The organism is Shewanella sp. ECSMB14102 (assembly GCF_000813075.1).
In the GTDB taxonomy this organism is placed as follows: Bacteria; Pseudomonadota; Gammaproteobacteria; order Enterobacterales; family Shewanellaceae; genus Shewanella; species Shewanella indica.
Genome location: NZ_JWGX01000006.1, coordinates 109,143 through 132,707, shown reverse-complemented (window position 1 = coordinate 132,707; position 23,565 = coordinate 109,143). Strand labels below are relative to the sequence as shown.

At 52.5% G+C, this 23,565-nt stretch carries 15 protein-coding genes, 2 tRNA genes and 1 pseudogene; 13 read left to right on the top strand and 5 right to left on the bottom strand.

Annotated features, from left to right (window positions below):
* Nucleotides 1-32 precede the first annotated feature (32 nt).
* From uvrC to RC73_RS03255, 4 genes are all read left to right on the top strand, one after another.
* Nucleotides 33-1,862 (top strand): excinuclease ABC subunit UvrC, encoded by a 1,830-nt coding sequence (gene uvrC / locus RC73_RS03270; RefSeq protein WP_039033281.1) that lies wholly within the window; start codon nucleotides 33-35, stop codon nucleotides 1,860-1,862.
* A gap of 47 nt (nucleotides 1,863-1,909) precedes the next feature.
* Nucleotides 1,910-2,458, top strand: a complete 549-nt coding sequence (gene pgsA, locus RC73_RS03265; protein ID WP_039033280.1) for a CDP-diacylglycerol--glycerol-3-phosphate 3-phosphatidyltransferase — start codon at nucleotides 1,910-1,912, stop codon at nucleotides 2,456-2,458.
* 163 nt (nucleotides 2,459-2,621) lie between these two features.
* Nucleotides 2,622-2,697 (top strand) — tRNA-Gly (locus RC73_RS03260).
* Nucleotides 2,698-2,733: 36 nt separating this feature from the next.
* A tRNA-Cys gene (locus RC73_RS03255) sits at nucleotides 2,734-2,807 on the top strand.
* Nucleotides 2,808-3,017: 210 nt separating this feature from the next.
* Here RC73_RS03255 and RC73_RS03250 read toward each other — a convergent pair.
* Nucleotides 3,018-3,308 (bottom strand): annotated as a pseudogene (locus RC73_RS03250) (HU family DNA-binding protein); the annotation flags it as partial.
* Nucleotides 3,309-3,511: 203 nt separating this feature from the next.
* On the opposite strand from RC73_RS03250, the gene RC73_RS03245 reads away from it, so the two are divergent.
* Complete coding sequence (locus tag RC73_RS03245) at nucleotides 3,512-4,966, top strand: L,D-transpeptidase family protein (RefSeq protein ID WP_082014235.1); 1,455 nt, start codon at nucleotides 3,512-3,514, stop codon at nucleotides 4,964-4,966.
* Between the two features lie 213 nt (nucleotides 4,967-5,179).
* Nucleotides 5,180-5,728, top strand: coding sequence for a DUF882 domain-containing protein (locus RC73_RS20010; RefSeq protein WP_082014233.1), 549 nt, complete (start codon nucleotides 5,180-5,182; stop codon nucleotides 5,726-5,728).
* Here RC73_RS20010 and RC73_RS20900 read toward each other — a convergent pair.
* Nucleotides 5,616-6,119, bottom strand: a complete 504-nt coding sequence (locus RC73_RS20900) for a hypothetical protein (RefSeq protein ID WP_039033278.1) — start codon at nucleotides 6,117-6,119, stop codon at nucleotides 5,616-5,618. The genes RC73_RS20010 and RC73_RS20900 overlap by 113 nt on opposite strands.
* Nucleotides 6,120-6,416: 297 nt before the next feature.
* On the opposite strand from RC73_RS20900, the gene rplY reads away from it, so the two are divergent.
* Nucleotides 6,417-6,704, top strand: a complete 288-nt coding sequence (gene rplY / locus RC73_RS03235) for a 50S ribosomal protein L25 (protein WP_039033277.1) — start codon at nucleotides 6,417-6,419, stop codon at nucleotides 6,702-6,704.
* A 143-nt stretch (nucleotides 6,705-6,847) separates the two neighbouring features.
* Here the strand turns inward: rplY and RC73_RS03230 are convergent, their stop codons facing one another.
* Nucleotides 6,848-10,798, bottom strand: coding sequence for a translocation/assembly module TamB domain-containing protein (locus RC73_RS03230; protein WP_160289556.1), 3,951 nt, complete (start codon nucleotides 10,796-10,798; stop codon nucleotides 6,848-6,850).
* A 44-nt stretch (nucleotides 10,799-10,842) separates the two neighbouring features.
* Nucleotides 10,843-12,699, bottom strand: a complete 1,857-nt coding sequence (locus tag RC73_RS03225; RefSeq protein WP_405130445.1) for an autotransporter assembly complex protein TamA — start codon at nucleotides 12,697-12,699, stop codon at nucleotides 10,843-10,845.
* Nucleotides 12,700-12,826: 127 nt separating this feature from the next.
* Between RC73_RS03225 and RC73_RS03220 the strand changes: the two genes are divergently transcribed.
* The 3 genes from RC73_RS03220 to hrpA all read left to right on the top strand — a co-directional run bounded on the left by RC73_RS03220 (nucleotide 12,827) and on the right by hrpA (nucleotide 18,461).
* Nucleotides 12,827-13,861: an isoaspartyl peptidase/L-asparaginase family protein gene (locus RC73_RS03220; protein WP_039033274.1), complete on the top strand. Its 1,035-nt coding sequence runs from the start codon at nucleotides 12,827-12,829 to the stop codon at nucleotides 13,859-13,861.
* 198 nt (nucleotides 13,862-14,059) lie between these two features.
* A complete protein-coding gene (locus tag RC73_RS03215; protein WP_039033326.1) occupies nucleotides 14,060-14,476 on the top strand; it encodes a CBS domain-containing protein in 417 nt (138 codons plus the stop codon).
* Nucleotides 14,477-14,585: 109 nt separating this feature from the next.
* Nucleotides 14,586-18,461: an ATP-dependent RNA helicase HrpA gene (hrpA, locus tag RC73_RS03210; protein WP_039033273.1), complete on the top strand. Its 3,876-nt coding sequence runs from the start codon at nucleotides 14,586-14,588 to the stop codon at nucleotides 18,459-18,461.
* Nucleotides 18,462-18,682: 221 nt separating this feature from the next.
* On the opposite strand, the gene RC73_RS03205 is transcribed toward hrpA, so the two are convergent.
* Nucleotides 18,683-19,996, bottom strand: coding sequence for an ammonia-forming cytochrome c nitrite reductase subunit c552 (locus RC73_RS03205; RefSeq protein ID WP_039033325.1), 1,314 nt, complete (start codon nucleotides 19,994-19,996; stop codon nucleotides 18,683-18,685).
* Nucleotides 19,997-20,615: 619 nt separating this feature from the next.
* On the opposite strand from RC73_RS03205, the gene RC73_RS03200 reads away from it, so the two are divergent.
* From RC73_RS03200 to napA, 3 genes are read left to right on the top strand one after another with little or no spacing between them, the layout of a single operon-like run.
* Nucleotides 20,616-20,777, top strand: coding sequence for a nitrate reductase (locus RC73_RS03200; protein WP_039033272.1), 162 nt, complete (start codon nucleotides 20,616-20,618; stop codon nucleotides 20,775-20,777).
* Between the two features lie 38 nt (nucleotides 20,778-20,815).
* On the top strand, nucleotides 20,816-21,073 hold the full coding sequence (locus RC73_RS03195; RefSeq protein ID WP_039033271.1) for a chaperone NapD: 258 nt from the start codon (nucleotides 20,816-20,818) through the stop codon (nucleotides 21,071-21,073).
* 2 nt (nucleotides 21,074-21,075) lie between these two features.
* On the top strand, nucleotides 21,076-23,565 hold the full coding sequence (napA, locus tag RC73_RS03190; RefSeq protein ID WP_039033324.1) for a nitrate reductase catalytic subunit NapA: 2,490 nt from the start codon (nucleotides 21,076-21,078) through the stop codon (nucleotides 23,563-23,565).

Below are 23,565 nucleotides of genomic sequence, written 5' to 3'. Positions count from 1 at the left end.
ATCTCTTCAGCCGTTATTTATAGAGTGGGTTCATGCCGCAGGAATTCAATCCCAAGCTTTTTCTTAAAAATCTGACCTCAGCACCGGGCGTCTATCGTATGTACGACAGCGGCGGTAGCGTGATTTATGTGGGCAAGGCCAAAGATCTCAAGAAACGGCTCGCATCTTATTTTCGCAAGAATCTCCCTAATGTGAAAACTCAGGCGCTGGTGTCCCATATCGCCAATATCGATGTGACACTGACTCACAGTGAAACTGAAGCACTGATACTGGAAAATGATTACATCAAGCAGTACTTGCCGAAATACAATGTGCTGCTAAGAGATGACAAGTCTTATCCCTTTATCTTATTGAGCCAGCACCGGCATCCCAGGCTCGCCTATCACAGGGGGCCACAGCGGGAGAAAGGGCTGTATTTCGGGCCTTATCCCAATGGTGGTGCGGTGCGTGAAAGTCTGCATTTGATGCAGAAGCTGTTTCCTATTCGTCAGTGTGACGATCTCTATTACAAGTCGCGCTCGCGTCCCTGTTTGCAGTACCAGCTCAAGCGTTGCAGTGCCCCTTGTGTCGGCAAGGTCTCTGATGAGGAATATCAGGAGCAGGTCAAGTTGGCGACCCTGTTTCTCAAGGGCAAGGATCAGCAGGTGCTCAGCGCCTTGGTCAAGAAAATGGAACTGGCGGCCGAGTCTATGGCTTACGAGCAGGCGGCACGCTATCGGGATCAGATCATGGCGCTCAGACGAGTGGCCGAGCAGCAGGAAGTATCATCCAGCCATGGTGACCTTGATGTGATTGGGGTGCACTACGCCTCAGGAGTTGCTTGTTTCCACCTGTTGTTCATTCGCGAGGGCAAGATTTTTGGCAGTCGCAGTTATTACCCTAGCGTGCCGGCGCAGACTGAAATGGCCGAGGTACTCAGAGCCTTTATGCTGCAGTTTTATCTCAACGTCGATATTCAACGTACTATCCCGCGGGAAATTCTCCTGAGTGACAGCTACGAGGAGTTGGAAGAGTTGGAACAGGTGTTGATGGAAGCGCTGAACAAGAAAGTGGCCATCCGCACTCGGGTCAGGGGCGACAGAGCCGGTTATCTGCGTCTGGCCAAGACCAATGCGACCAATGCGGTCAATACCAAGCTGGCTCACCGCAATACGGTGGAGCAAAGATTTCTTCTTCTTGAAGAGGCGCTTGAACAAAGCACCCCGATTAAACGTATGGAGTGCTTTGATATCAGTCATACCATGGGGGAGAGCACTGTGGCCTCCTGCGTGGTGTTCAATCGCGAAGGGCCAGACAAGAGCGAGTATCGGCGCTACAACATCAAGGACATAACTCCCGGAGATGATTATGCGGCGATGAAGCAAGCCTTGACTCGCCGGTTTGATAAGGTCAGTGCCCAAGGTAAGATCCCGGATATCGTGTTTATCGATGGCGGCCTTGGACAACTCAGAATGGCTCAGGAAGTGGTCAACGAGAAGTTTGTCGGAATAGAGGCCGTACCCACGCTTATCGGGGTCGCCAAAGGTGAAAGCCGCAAACCCGGGTTGGAAACCCTTATCTTCGGTGATACCGAAGAGAGCTTTTCACTGCCGGATGATTCGCCGGCGCTGCATCTTATTCAACATATTCGCGATGAATCCCACAGGTTTGCGATTACCGGTCATAGGAATAAACGTCAAAAGACCCGCAACACCTCAAGCTTGGAGTCTATTCCTGGGATTGGCCCGAAAAGACGCAAGGCTTTGCTGCAATATCTGGGCGGATTACAACAAGTGAAGGGGGCAAGTGTGGCAGAACTGGCAAAAGTGCCCGGGATCAGTCCAGAAATGGCTCAAACGATACACGATGCATTGCGGGGGTAGTAAAAATCAGGCAAGATTGGCGCTGCTTTTGATTATTTGGTTTTATCATGCCGTTTAATATACCCATCGCCCTTACCTGGTTTAGGTTGTTCTTACTGCCTGTTTTTGTTCTGGTATTTTACTTTCCGTACACTTGGGCACCGTTTGTTGCTGCATTTGTTTTCTGGCTTGCAGCTATTACTGACGCCTTGGATGGGTATGCGGCCCGTAAACTGGAGCAGTCCACTCGTTTCGGCGCCTTCCTTGACCCAGTAGCCGATAAGCTAATGGTGACCACGGCTTTGGTGCTATTGGTCGAAGATTACAACACTATCTGGCTGACCCTGCCGGCGATGTTTATGATAGGACGTGAGTTGGTGATATCGGCACTGCGTGAGTGGATGGCAGAGATAGGTAAACGCGGTGCTGTGGCGGTATCCTGGATTGGCAAGTACAAGACTGCTGCTCAGATGGTGGCAATTATCGGCCTTATCTGGAAGCAGGGTGATTGGATGATATATGCCGCTTACGCCTTGCTGTATGTGGCGGCTTTCTTAACCTTCTGGTCGATGATCAGCTATATCAAGGCCGCCTGGAAGGATCTGATAGCCGGTTAAAAGGCGCTAATTTGTACCTGGTTGCACAATAATGTTTCGATAAGATTATTTAGTGTTCAAGCAAACAGTTAAGCACTAATTCTTCGTTGACAGTCGGGGTTAAAAGCGTAGAATGCCAATCCGTAGTCAGGGCTGGCTCTGAATACAAAGCAAGAAAAGTGATGCGACATTAGCTCAGTTGGTAGAGCGGTACCTTGCCAAGGTACAGGTCATCGGTTCGAACCCGATATGTCGCTCCAATCTTACATGGCACTCAGATGCTGTGATCCCAAGAAGGCGCGATGGCAGAATGGCTATGCTGCGGATTGCAAATCCGTCGATCTCGGTTCGACTCCGGGTCGCGCCTCCAAATTTAGTCCTCCTCATTGAATTCCCTTAAAGTCACTCCAAGCAAACTTATTACTTGTTTTCAAGCCAAGCTTACGTCCGTAATGGCGGCTGACTTATATCAGATCCAATCCCGGCCCAAACTTCAGATACAAGCGTCAGTATCGTTACCTTTGGCTGAAAACAGGCATCGCCTTTTGTGAAGGGGCAGAGATCCTGCCCCGAGAACGGATTAATCTTGCTGTAGTGCCTGTTTCAGTGATGGGGAAGCTTTAAAGCTTGGCTGATTGCTGCCGGCAATCTCCAAGGGTTCGCCTGTTTGTGGGTTACGACCGTTGCGGGGAAGGTGGTATCTGAGTTCGAAAGTGCCGAATTGCGGCAGATAAACCTTTTCACCTTCACTGAGAGCCTGGGTAAGGCTGGCGAGAATATGTTGCAGTTGTACTTTGGCCTGAGCCTTTGAGATCTGTTGTCTTTCGGCCATCTGCCGAATGAGCATTTGTCTGTTCATTATATTGCCTGTTACTACTTTGGCAGGATTTTATATCAGAATAAGCTCTATAATCACAGGCTTGTGCTGATAACTGGTTAATTATCAATCGCTAATAATAAGTTGCCTGTTAATGCTCCATGTTAATCAACGGCTATTCAGCCCGTTGTTTGCAAAATATCATCGAATCACAGCGCATATTTGCCATAATTGAGTTTATGTCCCGGGAGGCCGATATGACAAAGTGCGTGTTAATGCCTTTACTGATCATTGTGCTCCTCTGCAGTGCGGTCTTTACAGTGAAAGCCGATGATGCCGCGCTCAGGACCCTGAATAATCAGTTGCAGTTGCTGGCTCTGCTGCCAGAAGGGCAAGAGTTTGCCGAAGATTTACGTTCCATGAGCCGTGGTGATCTCAATCTACAGCTGGAGTTGCGTGAGGGCATAGAACAGGATATTGCGTATTTCTGGAAGCGCCGCGGCGTTCCTTTGGCCTTCAACACGCTAGCTTCTGATGCGGATTCGCTCAGCCGAGCGCTGGCGCTGGAACCTCAGGGGGATGATTATCTGGCAACCAGCAGCCGGATACGCTATTTGATCTGGCTCGCAGAGCGGCATCAATGGCCTAGGTTGGATCCCGGAGGTTGGTTACGCCCAGGTGATAGCCATCTGCTGATCCCGACGATTGCCAGGCGTTTATATTGGCTTGGCGATCTTGAGGAGACTCCGGGAGAAAACAAGGTTTATTCACCGCAGTTGGCTTCGGCGGTAGAAGTGTTTCAGTCCCGCCACGGGCTTAAAACCGATGCCATCATAGGACCAGATACACTGCGTTGGCTCAATACTGAACCATTGCAACGTGCCCGCATGCTGGCCAGCAATTTCGTCGCTCGCACCGTTTATAAACAGCAGTTGGGGAAGCGTTACCTGTTGGTGAATATCCCGGCGTTTGAGTTGACTCTGGTGGATGACAACCAGGTGCAACTACGATCCAAGGTCATAGTCGGTAAACCTTATCGTCAAACCCCACTGCTCAGCAGTGAGATATCCAACATTGTTTTGAATCCAACCTGGACTGTGCCAAGGGGCATATTGAGGCGCGACTTACTGCCGCAGATCCGTAAAGACGGTGAATATCTGCAGCAGCGGCATTTCAATGTCTATGATTATCAGGGCAATAAAGTTGAAGAGAGTGCCGAAGCCTGGCAAAAAGAGGCGAGAGGCCGTTTCCCTTATCGGTTGGTGCAGCAACCGGGTGCCGATAATGCCCTGGGGCGTTACAAATTTCATTTCAGCAATGGCTTTAGTGTTTATCTGCATGACACACCGGACAAGCATCTGTTTGCCAGGGCCAATCGCGCCCTATCTTCAGGTTGTATTCGGGTCGACAAGGTGGAAGAGTTGGCGTCCTGGATGGCTAATAATCTGGTACGGGATAAGAGAAGCTGGCAACGGATGCAGAGTGATTATCACACCACTCAATGGTTTGCATTTGAACAGCGCCTGCCTGTTCATCTGGTTTATTGGACAGCCTGGATAGATGAGCGGGAAAGAGCGCAATTTCGCAGCGACATCTATCAGTTGAGCCCGGGGGTTAAGGTGGCTACTGAGGCACAGACGAGATTGGATACTGAATGGGCTAACAAGCCAGAGCTGCGGTCGGGGAGTGAAGCGCATTTGTTAGGCCCTTGAGGTATACCGGCATTATCATCAACTGATTTTTTTGCCGCATTGACCGAACGTTAAGCCTGTCGCATTAACTTAATATGGCACAAGGAATTATCCCATTTTTCGCCTGCTCCCCGAGAAAAGTTTACCTGCGCTGGGGCCAAATCGGCGCTTGACCTTGGCGTTAATCCCGTATAATTTGCCGCCTTGTGGTTGTTTTTTGTGCAAGGTGAATAAGTGTCAGTAGTATGTCCTGCCCGTAGGCAGTTGTTGATGGGTCTTGGTGGCGCGGCAATGGTTTCTATGCTTCCTTCAAAAGCGATGGCGAGTCGGTCTACCAAAGGTAGTCGATACCTGAGTTTTTATAATCGCCATACAGGGGAGCGTGGTGATGGGACTTATTGGAAAGACGGTCATTATCAGAGTAGCACTCTGTCTCAGTTCAGCCATCTGCTTAGGGATCATAGGCAGAACCTGGCGGCTCCCATGGATAAACGTCTGTTCGATCTTCTGTTCAATTTGCAGCAGACGTTGTCGATTTCTGAAGAGATCCACGTGATTTCAGGTTATCGTTCGCCTAAAACCAACGCCATGTTGGCCGGTAAGAGTAGCGGTGTAGCCAAGAAGAGTTACCATATGCGGGGTATGGCGATGGATATCGCGATACCCGGTGTTAAACTTCAGACTTTGCGTGAGGCTGCCCTGTCATTAAAACTAGGGGGAGTCGGTTATTATCCGAAGTCGGGATTTGTCCACATTGACTGCGGGCCGGTGCGCAGTTGGTAGGTTTTTCTACCATAGAAAGATCGGTTTCTGCCCTGCGGATAAAGCTCTGTTCGCGGGGTTTTCTGTCTTCCAGCAGTGCCATCAACTCGCTGAATTGGAATCTGAGACGTAACAGTTCGCGAGTTTGTTGCCAGTCGGCGACCAAGGTGTTGAGTCTGTCATAAAAAAGGGCATCTGAGCTCAATTGCTCGATAAGATCCGGACAACTGCAGGCACGCATCAGGTGTAACAGATGGCCGCTTTTCTGCTGATTACAGGCGAGAAACTCCAATAAAATCAGGTCGAGCTTCTCTTGTTGAAAGGGAGCATGTTCGATCAGGTAATGGAGTTCCGCGGCTAGTTTATAGCACAGGCTATCATCCCGTATCAGTTGCTGCAGATTGGCGTTCATCGGCCTGCTTCATGTAATAAAACCAGATTACTGAAAGCAGGGTAGCAGCAGCTGGATGGAAAAATTGTGATCTCGATCAGGGTAAAACTTCTGCTAAGCAATGGCTTTTCGTAATGATTACAGATGTTACAGATGAGCAACAGCAGGATAGTGGGGAAGTAGGTTTTGCTTTTACCTGTAAAGGCCAAATCAACTTGTTTGTTTTGTTGTCTTTGTGCTAGTATTCGCCCGCTTTATATGAAGGCAGCTATTGGTCGAAAATAGTTGCCAGTTATTGACTATTTAAAGAGTATTATTATGTCTTACACTATTCCAGCACAAACCCGCACTGAGATTGGGAAAGGTTCGAGCCGCCGCCTGCGTCGTGACGGGAAAGTTCCAGGTGTTATCTATGGCGCCGGCAAAGAAGCCGTTGCTATCGTGTTTGAACACAAAGATATCATCAACATCCAAACCAACGAAGACTTCTATACCAGCGATCTGACTATAGTTCTGGACGGTAAAGAAGTTAAAGTACGTGCCCAGGCTATGCAGCGTCACGTATTCAAGCCAATGATTGAGCACGTAGACTTCGTTTACGCTTAATCGATAATTGGATGTTGAAAAGCGCCCCATGGGCGCTTTTTTTATGTCTGTATTCTAACTTTTAAGTCAGAATCGCATGTTTATGTCCGGTAAGTCGCCGCGGCCTGCAAGGTTGGTATCTGCTGCCGAGAGCTGTTTACCGCTTAAAGATCAAAGCTGTAGTAGATATCCAGAGACTGGCCCAGAGTGCCGGATACACTTTCCAGATAGAGCTGCGACAACAGATAGTAACGGACTGTCATCTCATAGCCTGGGTTGAATACACCGACACCGTATTTGATCATTAGATCTTTGCCTATATAGCCACTGATGGCGACTTTACCATCATCATTGGTATCCAACTGCACATTGGAGAAACCAAACATCTCCACCAGCCCAGCAGCTGTGTCACCCAAGGTAGAAATGGCGCCACCATCAACCTGGGAGCTCAGCGACAGCGCGGCGCCCATCATCAGTGAGTTGTTCTGTTCGTTTCCTGCACCAAAACCTTTCCCCTGAACGATATAGGAAATGATCTCCGCCTGCTCCTTGGCCGGGTTGGAGAATAGGGTCACTATTGGCTTTTTGGGGGTACCCGTGATCCGTACCCCGGCGGTAATATCTTCATCGCGGATCTCCCGAATGGCTTCGATATTGAGGTTGGGGATCTGCATAGGCCCTACAAACTGTACCGCACCTGTGGCAATTTTCAGCGTCTGACCCATGAATTTATAGCTGCCGTTAACCACCTTGATATCACCAAAGAGTTGCGGCGGCTTTTGGGGCGCTTGTTGCATGCGCAAGGTACCCACCAACATCCCTTTGAGACCCATACCATCGATAGCCAGCTTATCACCGACATCTATGTTCAAATTGGCACTCAGGGCCATGGGCGATGCTTTGACTTCCTGCTCCGAAATGGAGTCACTGAACACCACATCGGATGATACGCTCACTCCGCCGGCTGGCAGTTGCACCACCTTGATGTTGCCGGAAGGTACCTTTATCTCGCCCGAGATATCGAGCGCGTCCGGGCTGAAATGCAGTTGAATATCCGGACTGATATTGACAATGGCCAGCGGCGGTTGAATAACGCCGAGTTCTTGTCCCTTGAGCTGGATATCGCCACTGAATTGACCCTGTGGCCAGCGCAACTGACCACTGAGATTGGCTTGGCCGCTGCCCATCATCCATTGGCCCTGGAGCTCGGCGGTTTGGCCGACAAAAGCCAGGTCCAGGGAGATTTGCTCCAGTTTAGTCGGGTTGGCTGTGCTAGCCAGGGCACCTTCACGCAGACTGAGCTGGCCGCTGAGTTCGGGGTTGTTGAGGCTGCCAGCCAATGTTAAGTTGGCTGCGAGTAAACCCTCAATGGTTTCGAGCTGCGGCATAAACTGACCAAGCAGTTGCAGGTTGACCTGGTCAATATTGACGTAACCACTGAGGCTTCTATCCGGAGTTACCTTGATATCCAACTGGCTTTCCCAGCGGGCTAGAGCATCGGAATTGAACAGAATATGGCTTCTCAGTGCATCATCGTCCAAGGTGGCCTTGAGTGTCAGTGCCTGATAGTCGATGCTGGCGCTGGCTTGCTGTTTGCGTTTAAGGCTTACCGTTCCGGGGGCCAACTGGAAGTTGAGCTGGCCCTGTGGACGCGCGCCGGGTTTCCAGGCGACGGCGGCATCCATCGAGGCATCGCCCTGCCAAGTGAAGCGCTCGGGTAACAGCTTGGCCAGCAGTTGCCCAGGTTGCCCTTGATAGTGCAACTTGGCTTCACCCTTGTCGGCCAGGCTGACATTATCGGTCAGGCAGAGTCGGCTGGATGGATGGCTTAAACAAAAGGCGCTGAGCTCGCCTCGGCTTTGCTTGAGATCCCAGTCCAGTGACGCAGTTTGTTCAAGTTGCCAGAGTCCCAGAACGGATCCCAAGTTGAATTTGCTAAGTTCTATGTTGGCCTTTTGTTTGGTGAGATCCAGTTTACTGTGGATGGCAGTATCCAGTTGCAAATCGCCCCGGGTTTCCAGTCCCAGTTTCTGCCGCTGTTCATTGCCCTTGGCCCTGAGAGTGATGCCATCAAGATGAATTCCTGCGCCGTCAAACTCACCTGTTTTCAGCGACAAGGCAAACTCATGCAGATCCAGTGGTGCATAGAGCGCCTTGAGTTGGCTGCCACTGAGGTTGAAATCGCCAAATCTGATGCTCTGGGTCTCGGCCCTTAGCTGTACCTGTGGGTGTTTGGCATCTCCCACCACTTGGATATCGGCAGTTAACGCACCAAACGCATCGGGATGCCAGAGATTGAAATCGGGCACGTCCAATGTGGCACTGAGATCCCATTGCTCTTTGGCGCTGCCGGAAAGGTCCAGGCGGGTATTGAGTGCCCGCAGCGATAATCCCTGGCTGCTGAGCTCAAGCGAATCATCTATCTCCAGATCGCCAGTCAGTTCAAACGGCAGGCGGTCCAATAAGCCATGAAGTTGAGCCTGTTTGAGACTCACTCGCCATTTGCCGTTCTGCCAACTGCCACGAGTGGCAAGCTGGCCGCTAATATCGCTGGATGGGATCACCGGCGTATCTTCAGCCTGACTTTCATCAGATTTGCTTTCGTCAGCTTGGCTTTGTGCACTGACTGCTTCGCTGTCGCTGGTGTTATTATTTTGGGTGATTTGGCTATTTGCTTCTTTTTCTTTGGCAGCTTCCTTCGCTGTCGGCAGAGTTATCGCGCCGCTGTTGAAATGTGAAAGTTCGAGCTTTGCATCCCAGGCTATGGCTTGGGCATAATCCAGCGTCCCCAGAAGCATTACTTTACCGGCACTGCTGTCACCGCTGAACTCTTCAATCTTGAGTCTTTGGCCTCGATGTACCAGGCGGGTATTGAGGTTTAGTTCGGGGTAGAAGGGGGTACTTAGTTGTGTAACCAGGCTGGCGGTTTGTTGCTTGAGGTCGCCGCGACTTTCCAGCTCTAGTCCGTTGACACTGTACTGAGCAAGGTCAAAGGGCCAGTGCAGTTCTCCTTCTGAGATATTCAGTGAATAGGGCAGTTCCGGTTTGGTGAGGTTGACACTGGCATTGAGCGCCAGGCTCTGCTTGCCACTGAGTTTGGCCTTAAGCTGCAAGTCGCTGAAATCACCTTTGAGGGTGAGATCCAGCTGTTGCTGCTCGAGTCCCGGTAGCTCAGGTAAACGCTGTAACTCCAGTTGCGCCGTCAGTGCCATGGGCCAGTGCTTATCCAGAGTCAGTTCACCTTCCAGCGACAGACTGGCATCAGTGTGTTTGGCATAAAGCTCGTTGACTCGCAGCTCGGCGTCTATGTAGCTGGCGCTGAGACGCAGCTCCTGGAAGTTGTCATCTCTACCCATAATTTGCAGACGCGAGTTCAGCAATTCGGCATGTTTTAAATAGATGGGGAAAGGCATGGCAACCTTTGGCATGTTCGCCAGCACCCATTGTTCAGTCTCGGTTTTTTGCGCCGCTTTTTGTTGCTTAGCCGCGGCGGCTGATTTGTCTTTGTCTGCCGCTTGCGCTTCTGGCGAATTTGACTCCGGGAGCAGCACGCTGAGCCCGCGGCTCTCAAGCTGGATGACTTGTAATCCACTTTCCTGCCAATTGGCTGCGGTATTCAATGCCGCAGCATCAAAGTGCATCTCATCGACCCGCACTTGAATATCCGTGAGGCTTGCTTGTTTCAGGCTGATGCCAAAGGGCAGTATCAGCTCTTCCGAGCTTGGCGTTTCTTCCTCTGCCTCTGAATCTGAGGCTAAGGCCTGGGTGTCTATGTTGACCCGGGTTGTTGTTAACTCCAGGGTGTCGACACATAACTGTTTTTGCAAAAGGCAGGCCGGTTGCCAGGCAAGGGTCAAGGCATCCGCACCGACACTGATACCATCCATCTGCCAGTGTACCTGTTTGAGTTGCAGCTCCCGGTTCAGGGTGCCGGAAGCATATTCCAGCTCCAGATCCGGCACCAGAGCACTGGCAATAAATATCGCCAGATGGCTACCGGGCGCCGTGCCCAGCAAGAGTGCCAATAGCACCAGCAAGCCGAGCGGAATGTACAAGAGGGTACGGGTAGACCACTTCAGCCACTTGAGCCAACGGGGAGACGGTTTCTTTGCCATTTGTTTGTTGCTTGAGTTGGGTTCCTGTTGCATCGGGGGTTGGCTCATAATTCTGTCCCCATGGTAAGGTGAATACGCCAGGGTCTGTCTTCGGCATCGGATTCGTGCAAGCCAAAGCCCACATCCAGTTTGATGGGACCTATGGGGGATATCCAGTGAATACCACCACCTACAGAAACCACAGGATCAAATTGATTGACATCAAAGGCGTTACCTGCGTCGACAAAGGTGCCCACGCGCCAGCTTGGGGTCAGGTAATATTGATACTCCAGGCTGCCGACTGCCAGGTAGCGGCCACCGACAACTTCCCGAGACAGGCCGCCTTTGTCATTGGTGTAATCCAGGTGGGGGCCGAGCTCTTGGTAGCTGTAACCACGAATACTCTGATCGCCACCGGCAAAATAACGCAATGAGGGAGGAATGATTGCCAGATCGCCTTCGGCTGCCAGGTTGACCCCGAGATCGAGCCGGGAGACAAATCTGTGCTTGTCAAAGAAAGTCTCAATCCATTTGAACTTGGCCTGCATCCGGGTCAGGCGAACATCTGAACCCAGCGAAGGATCGGCATATTCAATGCTATAAAGTTGCCTGAAACCCGACTTGGGGTCCAGGCTATTGTCGCCGCGGCTGGTCTTCGATAGCGTGGTGCCAAACAACAGGAATTGTGGGTCATAATCAACGCCCGACTGGGTATAGCTTTCCTGGATTGCCTCCAGCGAGTAATTGAGAAGCCAACCGTTATTGAGCCGCTTGCTGCGGCCAACTCCGAAAAGCTTCTTGGTCGATTCCAACTGACCTGTGTTGCTAAAGTCCCTATCCTCTGGCACATAGTCTTGGGTCACACCGTATTTGTCCCTCAGCAGGCCGACACGGATCTTGAGCTGGTCATCCAAAGGGTGAGTCAGGGGGATGGTATAAGTCGAGAGGAATTTGGGTCTGTCTCTCGACCATTCTATACTGGTTTCCTGAGAGTGGCCGTAACTGTTGAGCTGCGGAGTACGCCAGGTCACTCTGACTCTGGGATCCAGATTACTGTCTGTACTGGAGCCGATATCAGCACCCAGACCCAGTTCTATAGAATGATCCGGTCTTGGGCTCAGTTCGACCCGCACAGGTATGCTGTCTTCAGTCAACTTGTCAATTTGAGGTAACACTTTGATATTGGAAAAATAGCCGGTATCCAACAATTCTTGATTAAGCTGTGTGACTTTGCGGGTACTGTAGGGGGCGCCGGGTTGGAATGGCACCAAATCTTCGAGCAATTGCGGCTGCAGGCTGTGGCCCTCAAAGCTCACCTCGCCAAACTGGTAACGCTTGCCCGAGTCAAAATACAGGTTGAGTTGTGCCAGATTGAGATCGCGATTCACCCGGATCTCCGATTTCTGATAATGGCCGTCAAAATAGCCGCGAGCCAGCGCCAGCGATATTAGCTGCGATTTTATCTGTTCATAATCGCCGTGGTTGAGGGGATCGCCTGGTTTGATCTTGATCTGGCTGAGCCAGCGATTGATCCAGGGGTCGTTGAGCACTTCACCTTCGAGGCGGATATCGACCCATTGCAAACGGGTGACTTCTCCTGGGGTAATTGTAAGCTTGAGCTCCCACGGCCCTTGTTCGTTTTCCTTGATTTCCTGTTCCAGCCTGCCATGGTAATAGCCCATGGATTCCAGCGCGGCCTCGACACTGTCGCTGACATTAAACAGATAGGCACGGCGTTGCACCTTGGATTCAGGAAAGTTACCCAAGTGTGCGCGGATATTTTTCTCAAGCTCGCCCGATACCCCTTCGATGCGGAGATTAAGCAGAGGATCATCGGCGCCATTTGCCCGGGGGCTGGCCAGTATGATCGACGCAAAACTCAGGATATATGCGGGAAAGCGACTGTTTTTGGTCAAGGAAATCAGAACTTTTGTTTAGCGTTACATTATTGCTATTGTCGCCTCAGATCTCGGCTCAGGCAAGTAACAGATTGCCATCCCGACCTAAAATGGTTACAAAGACAGCAGTCGTTAATATGGAAGCAATACAATGAAAACAAAAATAAAAAATCTAAGTCTGAGCCTGGGACTCCTGCTGGGAGGTATGATGTCGGTTCAGGCTGCAGAGGTGCCGTTTGCAATTGCCATTCACGGCGGCGCCGGCACCATATCCAAGGCGGCTTTGACTGAAGAGCAGCAAAAAGCCTACCGTGACAAACTTACCGAAGCCGTCAATGCCGGTTATAAGGTGTTGGATAAGGGCGGCGCCAGCATGGAAGCGGTGCAGGCCGCCATCAGAGTGCTGGAAGACAGCCCTTTATTCAATGCCGGTATTGGCGCCGTGTATACCTTTGATGGCAGTCATGAACTGGATGCCTCCATCATGGATGGCAAGAGTATGAATGCCGGTGCCGTTGCCGGGGTTAAACATATACTTCATCCAATCGATCTCGCCAGAGCCGTGATGGACAAGTCAGAACATGTGATGCTCTCGGGAGCGGGCGCCGAGGAGTTCGCCTTGACGATGGGAATGGAGCTGGTGCCCGGCAACCGTTTTGACAGCAAGGCGCGCTATCAACAGCTTCTCGATGCCAAGGCCAAAATCAACGCCGCCGAAGCCAATAAAGACTTTCAGGCGCGCCTGAGTCCTCTGGATCTCGATTATAAGTTCGGCACCGTCGGCGCAGTGGCATTGGACAAGCAGGGCAATCTGGCGGCAGGGACCTCGACTGGTGGCATGATAGCCAAACGTTATGGCCGTATCGGTGATTCACCTGTGATAGGTGCCGGCACTTATGCCGAGAATGGGGTCTGCGCCGTTTCGGCGACCGGTCACGGTGAGTACTTTATCCGTTTCCATGTGGCCGGTGATATCTGTGCCAGGGCCAAGTACCAGCAAAAATCGATTCTGCAGGCCGCCGATGAAGTGATCAATCAGCGGCTGATCTCTGCCGGCGGCAGTGGCGGGGTGATAGCCATAGACCAAAGAGGCAATGTGGCAACGCCGTTCAATACCGAAGGCATGTACCGTGCCTGGCGCAAGAGCAATCAAGCGGCGGAAGTGATGATCTGGCGAGATAACTAAGGAAGGTGCGAGCAAGTCCCATCTGTGCACCGCATCGGCTTACAGGCCTGGAAGCAAGGCGTGGTTCGCAGTAAATGGCCCAAGTCCTGTGCAAGAAGCATAAAATTTTGGATTGAGGCAATCGCTGTTGGCTTTAACCCCAAGGGCAAAATATTGGCTACACTGAACAATGAAGCCGTTTTGAACTTGGGGAAAGCTATGGATTCAATAAAAATACGTGATCATATGGACCGTCAGCCAGTGCTGTTGAAGGCGGATATGTCGATAGCCACTGCGGTGGAAAAACTGCTTGAGGCCAATAAGGGCGGGGCGCCCGTGGTGGATGCAGCAGGAAGCCTGGTGGGTTTTTTGTCACAGCAAGACTGCATGGCCGCCATGCTCAAGAGCAGTTATCACTGCGATCTGACCGCCGTGGTGCGCGACTGCATGCGCGCCGATGTCCTTTGGGTCAGGCCGGATGACAGCATGTTGCAGTTGGCCGAGCAGATGCTGGGGCAGAAACCGAAAATATACCCTGTGCTGGAAGATGGTAAGGTGGTGGGCACCATCAACCGTACCAATGTGCTCAAGGCCATGAACAGCTATATGCAGCAGTGTTATTTGACCCCGGCCTGACAACTGCGCTTGATTTGACTGAAATTTGGGCGTTATCAGTCAGTAAGCATACCCAAGACGGCGTATCCTTGTTAGGATCGCCGTTTTTGATCCCCAATGGACACAGGTTTTGAACGCTAAGCTGCACCCTCTCTCCCGCGAATATCTGGATCTCTGCTTTCAGGCCGATGCGGCGCGCATTCGCCGCAGCCTGTTCCGCTTGAAAAAAAGCCCCGACTCAGAAGCCAAACAGCAAAAACTCGCCGAGCTCAGTGAAGCTGCGGTGCAGGCTTATGAAAGGGCGCAGCAAAGGCTGGCAGACAGGCCTGTCATCGCGTATCCGGATGAGCTGCCGGTGTCACAAAAGCGCGATGAAATCGCCTCGGCCATCATCAATCATCAGGTGGTGATAGTGGCCGGTGAGACCGGCTCGGGCAAGACCACTCAGCTGCCCAAAATCTGTCTCGACTTGGGGTTTGGCAGCCGTGGTCTGATTGGTCACACTCAGCCAAGGCGCCTGGCGGCCCGCAGCGTGGCCAGCCGGGTTGCCGATGAACTCAAGACAGAGCTGGGTCAGGCGGTGGGTTTTAAGGTTCGTTTTGCCGATGCGGTTTCCCAGGACTCCTATATCAAGCTGATGACAGACGGTATCCTGCTGGCAGAACTGGCATCGGATAAATGGCTCAGTCAGTATGATTGCCTCATCATAGACGAGGCCCATGAGCGCAGTCTCAACATCGACTTTATTCTGGGTTATCTGAAGCAAATTTTGCAAAAGCGCCCGGATCTCAAGTTGATCATCACCTCGGCCACCATAGATGTGGAGCGCTTTTCCAAGCATTTTGACAATGCGCCCGTGGTGGAAGTGTCCGGCCGCACCTATCCGGTGGAAACCCGCTACCGCCCCCTGTTGCAGGATGACGATGCCGACTTGGATCTGATGGACGGCATCTTTGCCGCCGTCGATGAGCTCTGTCGCGAAGGCCCGGGGGACATTCTGATTTTCATGAACGGCGAGCGCGAAATCCGCGATACCGCCGAGCAGCTGAAAAAACGCAACCTGCGCGATACCGAGATCTTGCCGCTTTATGCCCGTTTGTCATACGGCGAGCAGTCCAAGGTATTCAAGCCGCATCCAGGGCGGCGTATTGTACTGGCCACCAACGTGGCCGAAACCTCGCTGACTGTGCCAGGGATCCGCTATGTTATCGACCCAGGTACTGCCAGGATAAGTCGCTACAGCTATCGCACCAAGGTGCAGCGTTTGCCGATTGAGCCCATCTCCCAGGCCAGTGCCAATCAACGCCAGGGACGTTGCGGCAGGGTTGGGCCTGGGATCTGTATCCGCCTCTATGACGAGCAGGACTTTATCAATCGGCCTGAGTTTACCGATCCTGAAATTCTGCGCACCAACCTGGCATCCGTGATCCTGCAGATGCTGGCCATAGGCCTGGGTGACATTGAGGGTTTCCCCTTCATTCAGCCACCGGATCCGCGCCATATCCGCGACGGCTTCCTGCTGCTCGAAGAGTTGCAGGCGGTGAGCAAACACAAAGGGGCGCTGAAACTGACCCCGCTCGGGCGCGATCTGGCGAAGATCCCGGTCGATCCCCGCCTGGCCCGCATGGTGCTTGAAGCCAATAAGCTGGGTTGTCTGCATGAAGTGATGGTGATTGTCGCCGGGTTATCGATTCAGGATCCCCGTGAGCGGCCACATGAGAAGAAACAGGCCGCTGATGAGGCCCACCGCCGTTTTGCCGATAAAGATTCCGACTTTGTTGCCTGGCTCAATCTGTGGCAGTACCTCAAAGAGCAACAGAAGAGCCTGTCATCCAGTCAGTTCCGCAAGCAGGTGAAGGCCGAGTATCTGGCCTATTTGCGTATTCGCGAATGGCAGGATCTCTATGCCCAGCTGCGTCAGAGTGTGCACGACCTCAAGTGGCGCCTCAACAGTCAGGCCGCCGAATATGAGCCACTGCACCAGGCGCTGCTCTCGGGGCTGCTGAGCCATATCGGCTTCAAGGATAAAGACAACGAGTATCTGGGGGCCCGCAACCGACGTTTCTTTGTGTTTCCCGGCTCACCGCTGGCCAAGAAGGGCCCCAAGTGGATTATGGCGGCCGAGCTTACCGAAACATCACGCCTGTTCGCCCGTACCTGCGCCCGCATAGATCCTGTATGGCTCGAGTCTCTGGCGGCGCATCTGGTCAAGAAGCAGCACAACGAGCCCCATTTCGAAGCCAAACAGGGCAGTGTGATCGCCCTGGAAAATCAGGTGCTCTATGGCCTCACCATAGTCAACCGCCGCCGGGTACAGTTTGGCCCGCTGGAGCCGGTTAAGGCTCGGGAAATCTTTATTCGCTCGGCTCTGGCCGAGGGTGAGCTGCGCTGCAATGAAGCCTTCTTCAAGGCCAACCAGGCGTTGCTTGAAGAGGTGGAAGATCTCGAACACAAATCGCGGCGGCGCGACATTCTGGTGGATACCGATGCCTTGTTCGCCTTCTACGATGAACGTATTCCACAAGGGATATACAACCAGCCCAAATTCAACACCTGGTGGAAACAGGCCAGAAGAGAGACCCCTGAGCTGCTCAATTTCAGCCGCGAACTCTTGATGCAAAGGGATGACACCCATGTATCGGCATTGGACTTCCCCGACAGTTGGCAGCAGGGCAATCTCAGCCTTAAGCTGAGTTACCATTTTGAACCGGCGGCTGAGGATGACGGCGTCTCTGTGCTTATTCCGGTGGCGCTGCTCAATCAGTTGGATGAAACCGATTTTGACTGGCAGGTGCCGGGGCTCAGGGAAGAGAAGTGTGTTGCCCTGATCAAGTCCTTGCCCAAACCGCTGCGGCGCAATTTTGTGCCGGCGCCGGATTATGCCCGCGCCTGTGTGCAGGCGATGGAACCTTTTGCCCAGCCTTTGTTGCCCTCCCTGTGCAAACAGCTGCTGAGAATGAGTGGCACCCGTGTCAATCCGGAGGATTTCGATCTCAACGCCATTGCCGACCATCTGAAGATGAACTTCAAGGTGGAAGACGATAAGGGCAAACTCCTGGCCCAGAGCCGGGATCTCGACAGCCTCAAAGCATCATTGCAGGGGCAGGTGAACCAAGCGATACGCAAGGTTGCCGACAAGGGCATAGAGCAAAACGCCCTGACCGAATGGAGCTTTGGCGACCTGCCGAAAGAATATCAAAGCCGCAAAGGCAGCTATGAGGTGAAGGCGTTCCCCGCCTTGGTGGATGCCGGCGATACAGTTTCCATCAAATTATTTGATGATGAACAACAGGCGCTTTCCCACCACAGACAAGGGCTGAGAAAGCTGCTGCTTATCAATATTCCATCGCCGGTGAAACATCTACAGCAGGCCTTGCCCAACAAGGCCAAACTGGCGATGTATTTCAATCCGTTCGGCCAGGTGCAAATACTGATAGATGACATTATTGCCGCGGCAATTCAGCAGCTTTTGGATGAGCAGCAGTTGGATGTCCGCAGCGCCGATGACTTTGCCAAAGCCAAGGAGATTGTCAGGGCCGAACTCAATGAAACCGCAGCGGTTATCGCTCTCAAGGTAGAGCAGATTTTGACCTTGCACCAGAAGATCCGTAAGCGTCTCAAGGGCAAAATCAGCCTGGATATCGCTTTTGCCATGAGTGATATTCAAAGCCAATTAGATGCCCTGGTGTTCAAGGGATTTGTTGAAGCTTCCGGTTGGCGCCGTCTTGGGGATCTGATCCGTTATCTCAAGGCGATTGAGCTGCGCCTGGACAAGCTGCCGGTGGATCCCAACCGTGACCGTTTGCACCTGCACAGCATTCACAACGCCGAAAAAGAGTTCAAGGCCGCGCTTGCCAAGGTGCCACGCAGCCAGGCGGTACCGGAGGCGCTGGCCGAGGTGCGCTGGATGCTGGAAGAGTACAGGGTCAGCTGTTTTGCCCAGAGTCTGGGCACTGCTTATCCGATATCGGAAAAGCGCATCCTTAACCAGTTGCAGCAGTTTTAACCTAAAATCCAACTGACAGCCGCGTTTGGCTCCTAAAGTGGACGTGATAAAAACCAGGCAGGCCCAGAGCACAGCCAGAACACACAGTGCCTGCTGGTGCCCTCCTGGTACGCGGTCATATTTCCCACGGTGGCTATTGTCGAACGCCGCTTATTCCCCAATCAAAATTACATGTTTTGATTAAGGCTTGGCTCTTATTCCGGCTATTGTTCTCCTTGCCTTCAATAGCCGAAGTTTGCAGCCTTGGACCAATGTTTTTTCACTTCAGTCTCGATAAAGGCTTGCTTCTCCTCGGTCAGTTTCTCCAGCTCCACGCCTATGGCTGCCTGCGCCTTGGCCTTGGTGCTGTAGTCCGGATAATCGACTCGGGTGACGCCAAGGTCGGCATTCAGCTTGCGCAATATCTCTCTGGCAGCGCGGATCTGCTCTAAGCCCTTGTCCAGCAGGGCTTCACCCTCTTTGGCGTTGTGGGCGTGAATACCGTGGGATGACATGGCAAAGTCCCAGCGCCACTGTGCATGTCGTATCCCCATGATGGCATACCCTATCTGTTGCCATTGGGCTCCTGCCTTCCAGGCGGCGCCGGCTTCATAGTGGGCCTTGATAAGTAATTCCTGTAACTGTTGCGCCTTGGTCTCCAGTAGCGCTTTATTGTCGGCAATCAGCTGGGTAATTTGCTGTTGGCTCTGGTGACAACTGCTGCAATTGGCCGCTTCAAAGTCCGGCAGATGGTTGGTTATCTTGTGGTTGGTGAAAGATTTGCCGTCGGCGCTGGTTTCCTGGGTCATATGACAGGTGACACAACTGATACCTGCCTTGGCGTGGACGCTGCGATTCCAGTGCTCAAACTCGGGATGGCGCGCCTTCACCAGCGGCGTTCTCGATACCGGGTGCACCCACTCGAAAAACTGCCGGGCATCATAATACTTTTCTATTTCATCGGCGCTGTTGCCGAAGATCCAGGGGATATTGACCTTGTCCTGACGCTCTGGCTGGAAGTAGTAAGTGACATGGCACTGGCCGCAAACCTGTGATTGCTGCATCGATTGATTTTGTTCACCAAAGGGTTTGTGCACTTTTGCCATCGCGTCCTGGGCATGAGGTCTTGGCAGTGCCAGTTCAGCTGAGCCCTGGGTATGGCAATCAGAGCAGTACACAGGGTTCTGGATTTCCGGACCCAGCTCGGCAAAGTTCTTGGCCGAGAAGCCTTCGACGCCCAGCTCTTTCATCAGCCTGGGCGCATCCGGTGTCTTGCAGGTCCAACAGCTGGCCGACAGTCCTTTTTCACCAGCCTTGGGGCTAACACCACTGCGTAGGCTGTGGCTGACATCGGCGACGGCAAAGTGATGCCCTCTGGGGCTATGGTACTCCTTGGCATAAGCCGAGCCTGCCCAGAGGATGATGCTGGCGGGGTTTTTCTCAAGCATATCTTCCCGCTGTTGCTCCTCTGAGGTTTGGGCCCAGGTTTGATATTGCAGGCTTGATGTTTTGTCTGCTGCGACAACGGAAAATGACAGACTCAGACCTAGCACAATGGGTAGTGTAGTAGGGTGGGTAAAGGGGTTCACTAAAGGCTCTCCTAGATTGGGACGACGCACAAACAGGCGTTTGAAGTTTGGTCCCTGAAAACAAAAAAGACATAAATAAAATGCATGATAATGCTAAGGAGCTCTGTTAGTCGTTGCAACCGCAAGATATTGTTTTTACTGAATTCTGTGACCTGAAACAGGATTCAGTTTCTCCTTTTATAGCCGTTTTATCGCTTTAAAGCCCGCCCAGCCTGGGCACTACTCCCTAAGGGATATTTTACTTATTTCGTTGGTTTTTTAACCGTTAGTTATTGGCGAAATAGCCACTTCTTTGCTGTATTTCATGTAAGCCTGAATAGCTAAAAGCGGAAAATTTCGAAATTACAATCGATTGAGGCGGTTGAAATGGGTGATATCCGTCTTTTGGCGGCTATTTTTATGATCCAGATCAACGGCATCAGGTGTTTACCAACTTGGGGGTATACAGTTTGTTAACACTTTGGCTTTATGATCAAAACCGAAAACAAGTTGCATTTAAAAGGCGGCTTTAATCTGCCGGGCTTGGCGGCCGTTGCCCTGAAACAGCACAGCAGCAAGCCATCTTCATAGCGCCTAGGGAGGAGCCATGAGTGAGACACCGAATACTGATGAAAAACGTCTGGAGCTGAAGATATTTATCTTCCTGACGGTTTTTTTGGCGCCGCTATTGTCGGTTTTGCTGGTCAGCGGTCTGGGCTTTGCCATCTGGTTCAGCCAAATCTTAACCGGCCCACCGGGAGCCGGTTAACGCCAGCATAACGAGAGTCCTTAAAACAGGGGAACGAGATGAGTAGGGAATTGCATGTCAGCAGCCTGATCCTTCAGGTGATGCCATCCAAGATGGCCGGCGTTCGTCAGCAAATTCTGTCGTTCGGCAATGCCGAGCTATCGGTTAACGATGAAAGCAAGCTGGTTGTGGTGCTGGAAGGCCCGACCGAACAGGCGATCCTCGCCACCATGGACAGAATCAATGCCCTCAAGGGCGTGATCTCCACCGCTATGGTGTATCACCAGTGTGAACAGCTCGAAGAGGAAGAGCAATGAAAATGAACAGACGCGAATTCATGAAGGCCAATGCCGCCATGGCGGCAGCCGGGGTCGCCGGATTGGCTTTACCTGCCACAGCCAGCAACCTGATCACCAGTTCAGAGCACACCCAGTTAAATTGGAACAAGGCGCCGTGCCGCTTTTGCGGTACTGGCTGCTCTGTGATGGTAGCCACCCGCGAAGGCCGGGTTGTGGCGACCCATGGCGATGCCAACAGTGAGGTCAACCGCGGCCTCAACTGCATTAAAGGCTACTTCCTGTCGAAGATCATGTATGGCCATGACCGGCTGCAGACTCCCATGCTGCGGATGACAGATGGCAAATACGACAAGCACGGTGAATTTACCCCTATCAGTTGGGATCAGGCCTTTGACATTATGGCCGAGAAGTGGAAGCACACCATCAAGACCAAAGGGCCGACGGCGGTGGGCATGTTTGGTTCAGGTCAGTGGACGGTTTGGGAAGGTTATGCCGCTTCCAAGCTGATGAAGGCGGGTTTCGGCTCCAACAATATCGATCCCAACGCCCGTCACTGTATGGCTTCAGCCGTGGGCGGCTTTATGCGTACCTTTGGCATGGACGAGCCTATGGGTTGCTACAACGATATTGAAGCTGCCGATGCTTTTGTGCTTTGGGGCTCCAACATGGCCGAGATGCACCCAATCCTCTGGAGCCGGGTCACAGACAGACGCCTCAGCGCGCCCCATGTAAAAGTCTCTGTGATGTCTACCTTCGAGCACAGAAGCTTTGATTTGGCCGACTTGCCGATTGTCTTCACGCCGCAAACCGATCTGGCCATTCTCAACTATGTCGCCAACTACATCATCAGCAATGACAAGGTTAATTGGGACTTCGTCAACAAGCATGTGAACTTCCGCAAAGGCACAACCGATATCGGCTATGGCCTGCGGCCCTCACATCCGTTGCAGCAAAAAGCCAAGAACGTGGCCACCGCCGGTGAATCGACCCCGATGGACTTTGAGCAGTTCAAGGCCTTTGTCGCCGATTACAGCCTGGAAAAGGTCAGCAAGCTCTCGGGCGTACCCGAGCATAAATTGCTGGAGCTGGCGAAACTCTACGCCGATCCCGAGGTGAAGGTGACCTCCTTCTGGACCATGGGCTTTAACCAGCATACTCGCGGGGTTTGGTGTAACAACCTCATCTACAATATCCATTTGCTGACCGGCAAAATAGCTACCCCGGGCAACAGTCCGTTTTCACTCACAGGTCAACCTTCAGCCTGCGGTACTGCGCGGGAAGTGGGCACCTTCTCCCATCGCTTGCCGGCGGATCTGGTGGTGAATAATCCAGAGCACCGCAAGATTGCCGAGACCATCTGGAAAATCCCTTCCGGGATCATTCCGCCCAAGCCAGGCTACCATGCGGTAGAGCAGAACCGGCGCCTGAAAGATGGCGATCTCAACTGCTACTGGGTGCAGGTGAACAACAATATGCAGGCCGGCCCCAATATCAACGAAGAGGGCTTGCCCGGATACCGTAACCCGGAAAACTTTATTGTGGTGTCCGATGCTTACCCAACGGTTACCACCCAGGCCGCGGATCTCATTCTTCCCACCGCCATGTGGGTGGAGAAAGAGGGCGCCTATGGTAACGCCGAGCGCCGCACCCAGTTCTGGCACCAGTTGGTGACAGCGCCCGGACAGTCGCGCTCGGATCTCTGGCAGTTGCTGGAGTTCTCCAAGCGCTTTACCACAGACGAAGTCTGGTCCGAGGCTGTATTGGCGGCCAATCCCGAATACAAGGGCAAGACCTTGTATGAAGTGCTGTATCAGAACGGCAATGTTGACAAGTTCCCTCTCAGTGAAAGCGATAACAAGTATCTGAACGACGAAGCCAAGCACTTTGGTTTCTATGTGCAAAAAGGGCTTTTTGAAGAATACGCCACCTTTGGCCGTGGTCATGGTCATGACTTGGCTCCCTTTGAAATGTACCACCAGGCCCATGGTTTGCGCTGGCCTGTGGTTGACGGCAAAGAAACCCTCTGGCGCTACCGTGAGGGCTCGGATCCTTACGTTAAACCCGGCAAAGGCTTTGAGTTTTACGGCAAAAAAGACGGCAAGGCAGTTATCTTCGCGCTGCCATACGAGCCGGCGGCAGAATCCCCGGATGCCGAGTATGATCTTTGGCTCTCCACCGGGCGGGTGCTGGAACATTGGCACTCAGGCTCCATGACCCAGAGGGTACCCGAGCTCTATCGCGCCTTCCCGGATGCCGTGTGCTTTATGCATCCGGATGATGCCAAGAAACGCGGCCTGCGCCGAGGTGATGAAGTCAAGGTGGTATCCCGCCGCGGCGAGATACTGACCCGGGTGGAAACCCGCGGCCGCAACAAGCCGCCGGTGGGTTTGGTGTTTGTCCCCTGGTTCGATGCCAGTCAGTTGATCAACAAGGTGACTCTGGATGCCACGGATCCGCTGTCCAAGCAGACTGATTTCAAGAAGTGTGCCGTGAAAGTGATGAAGGCCTGA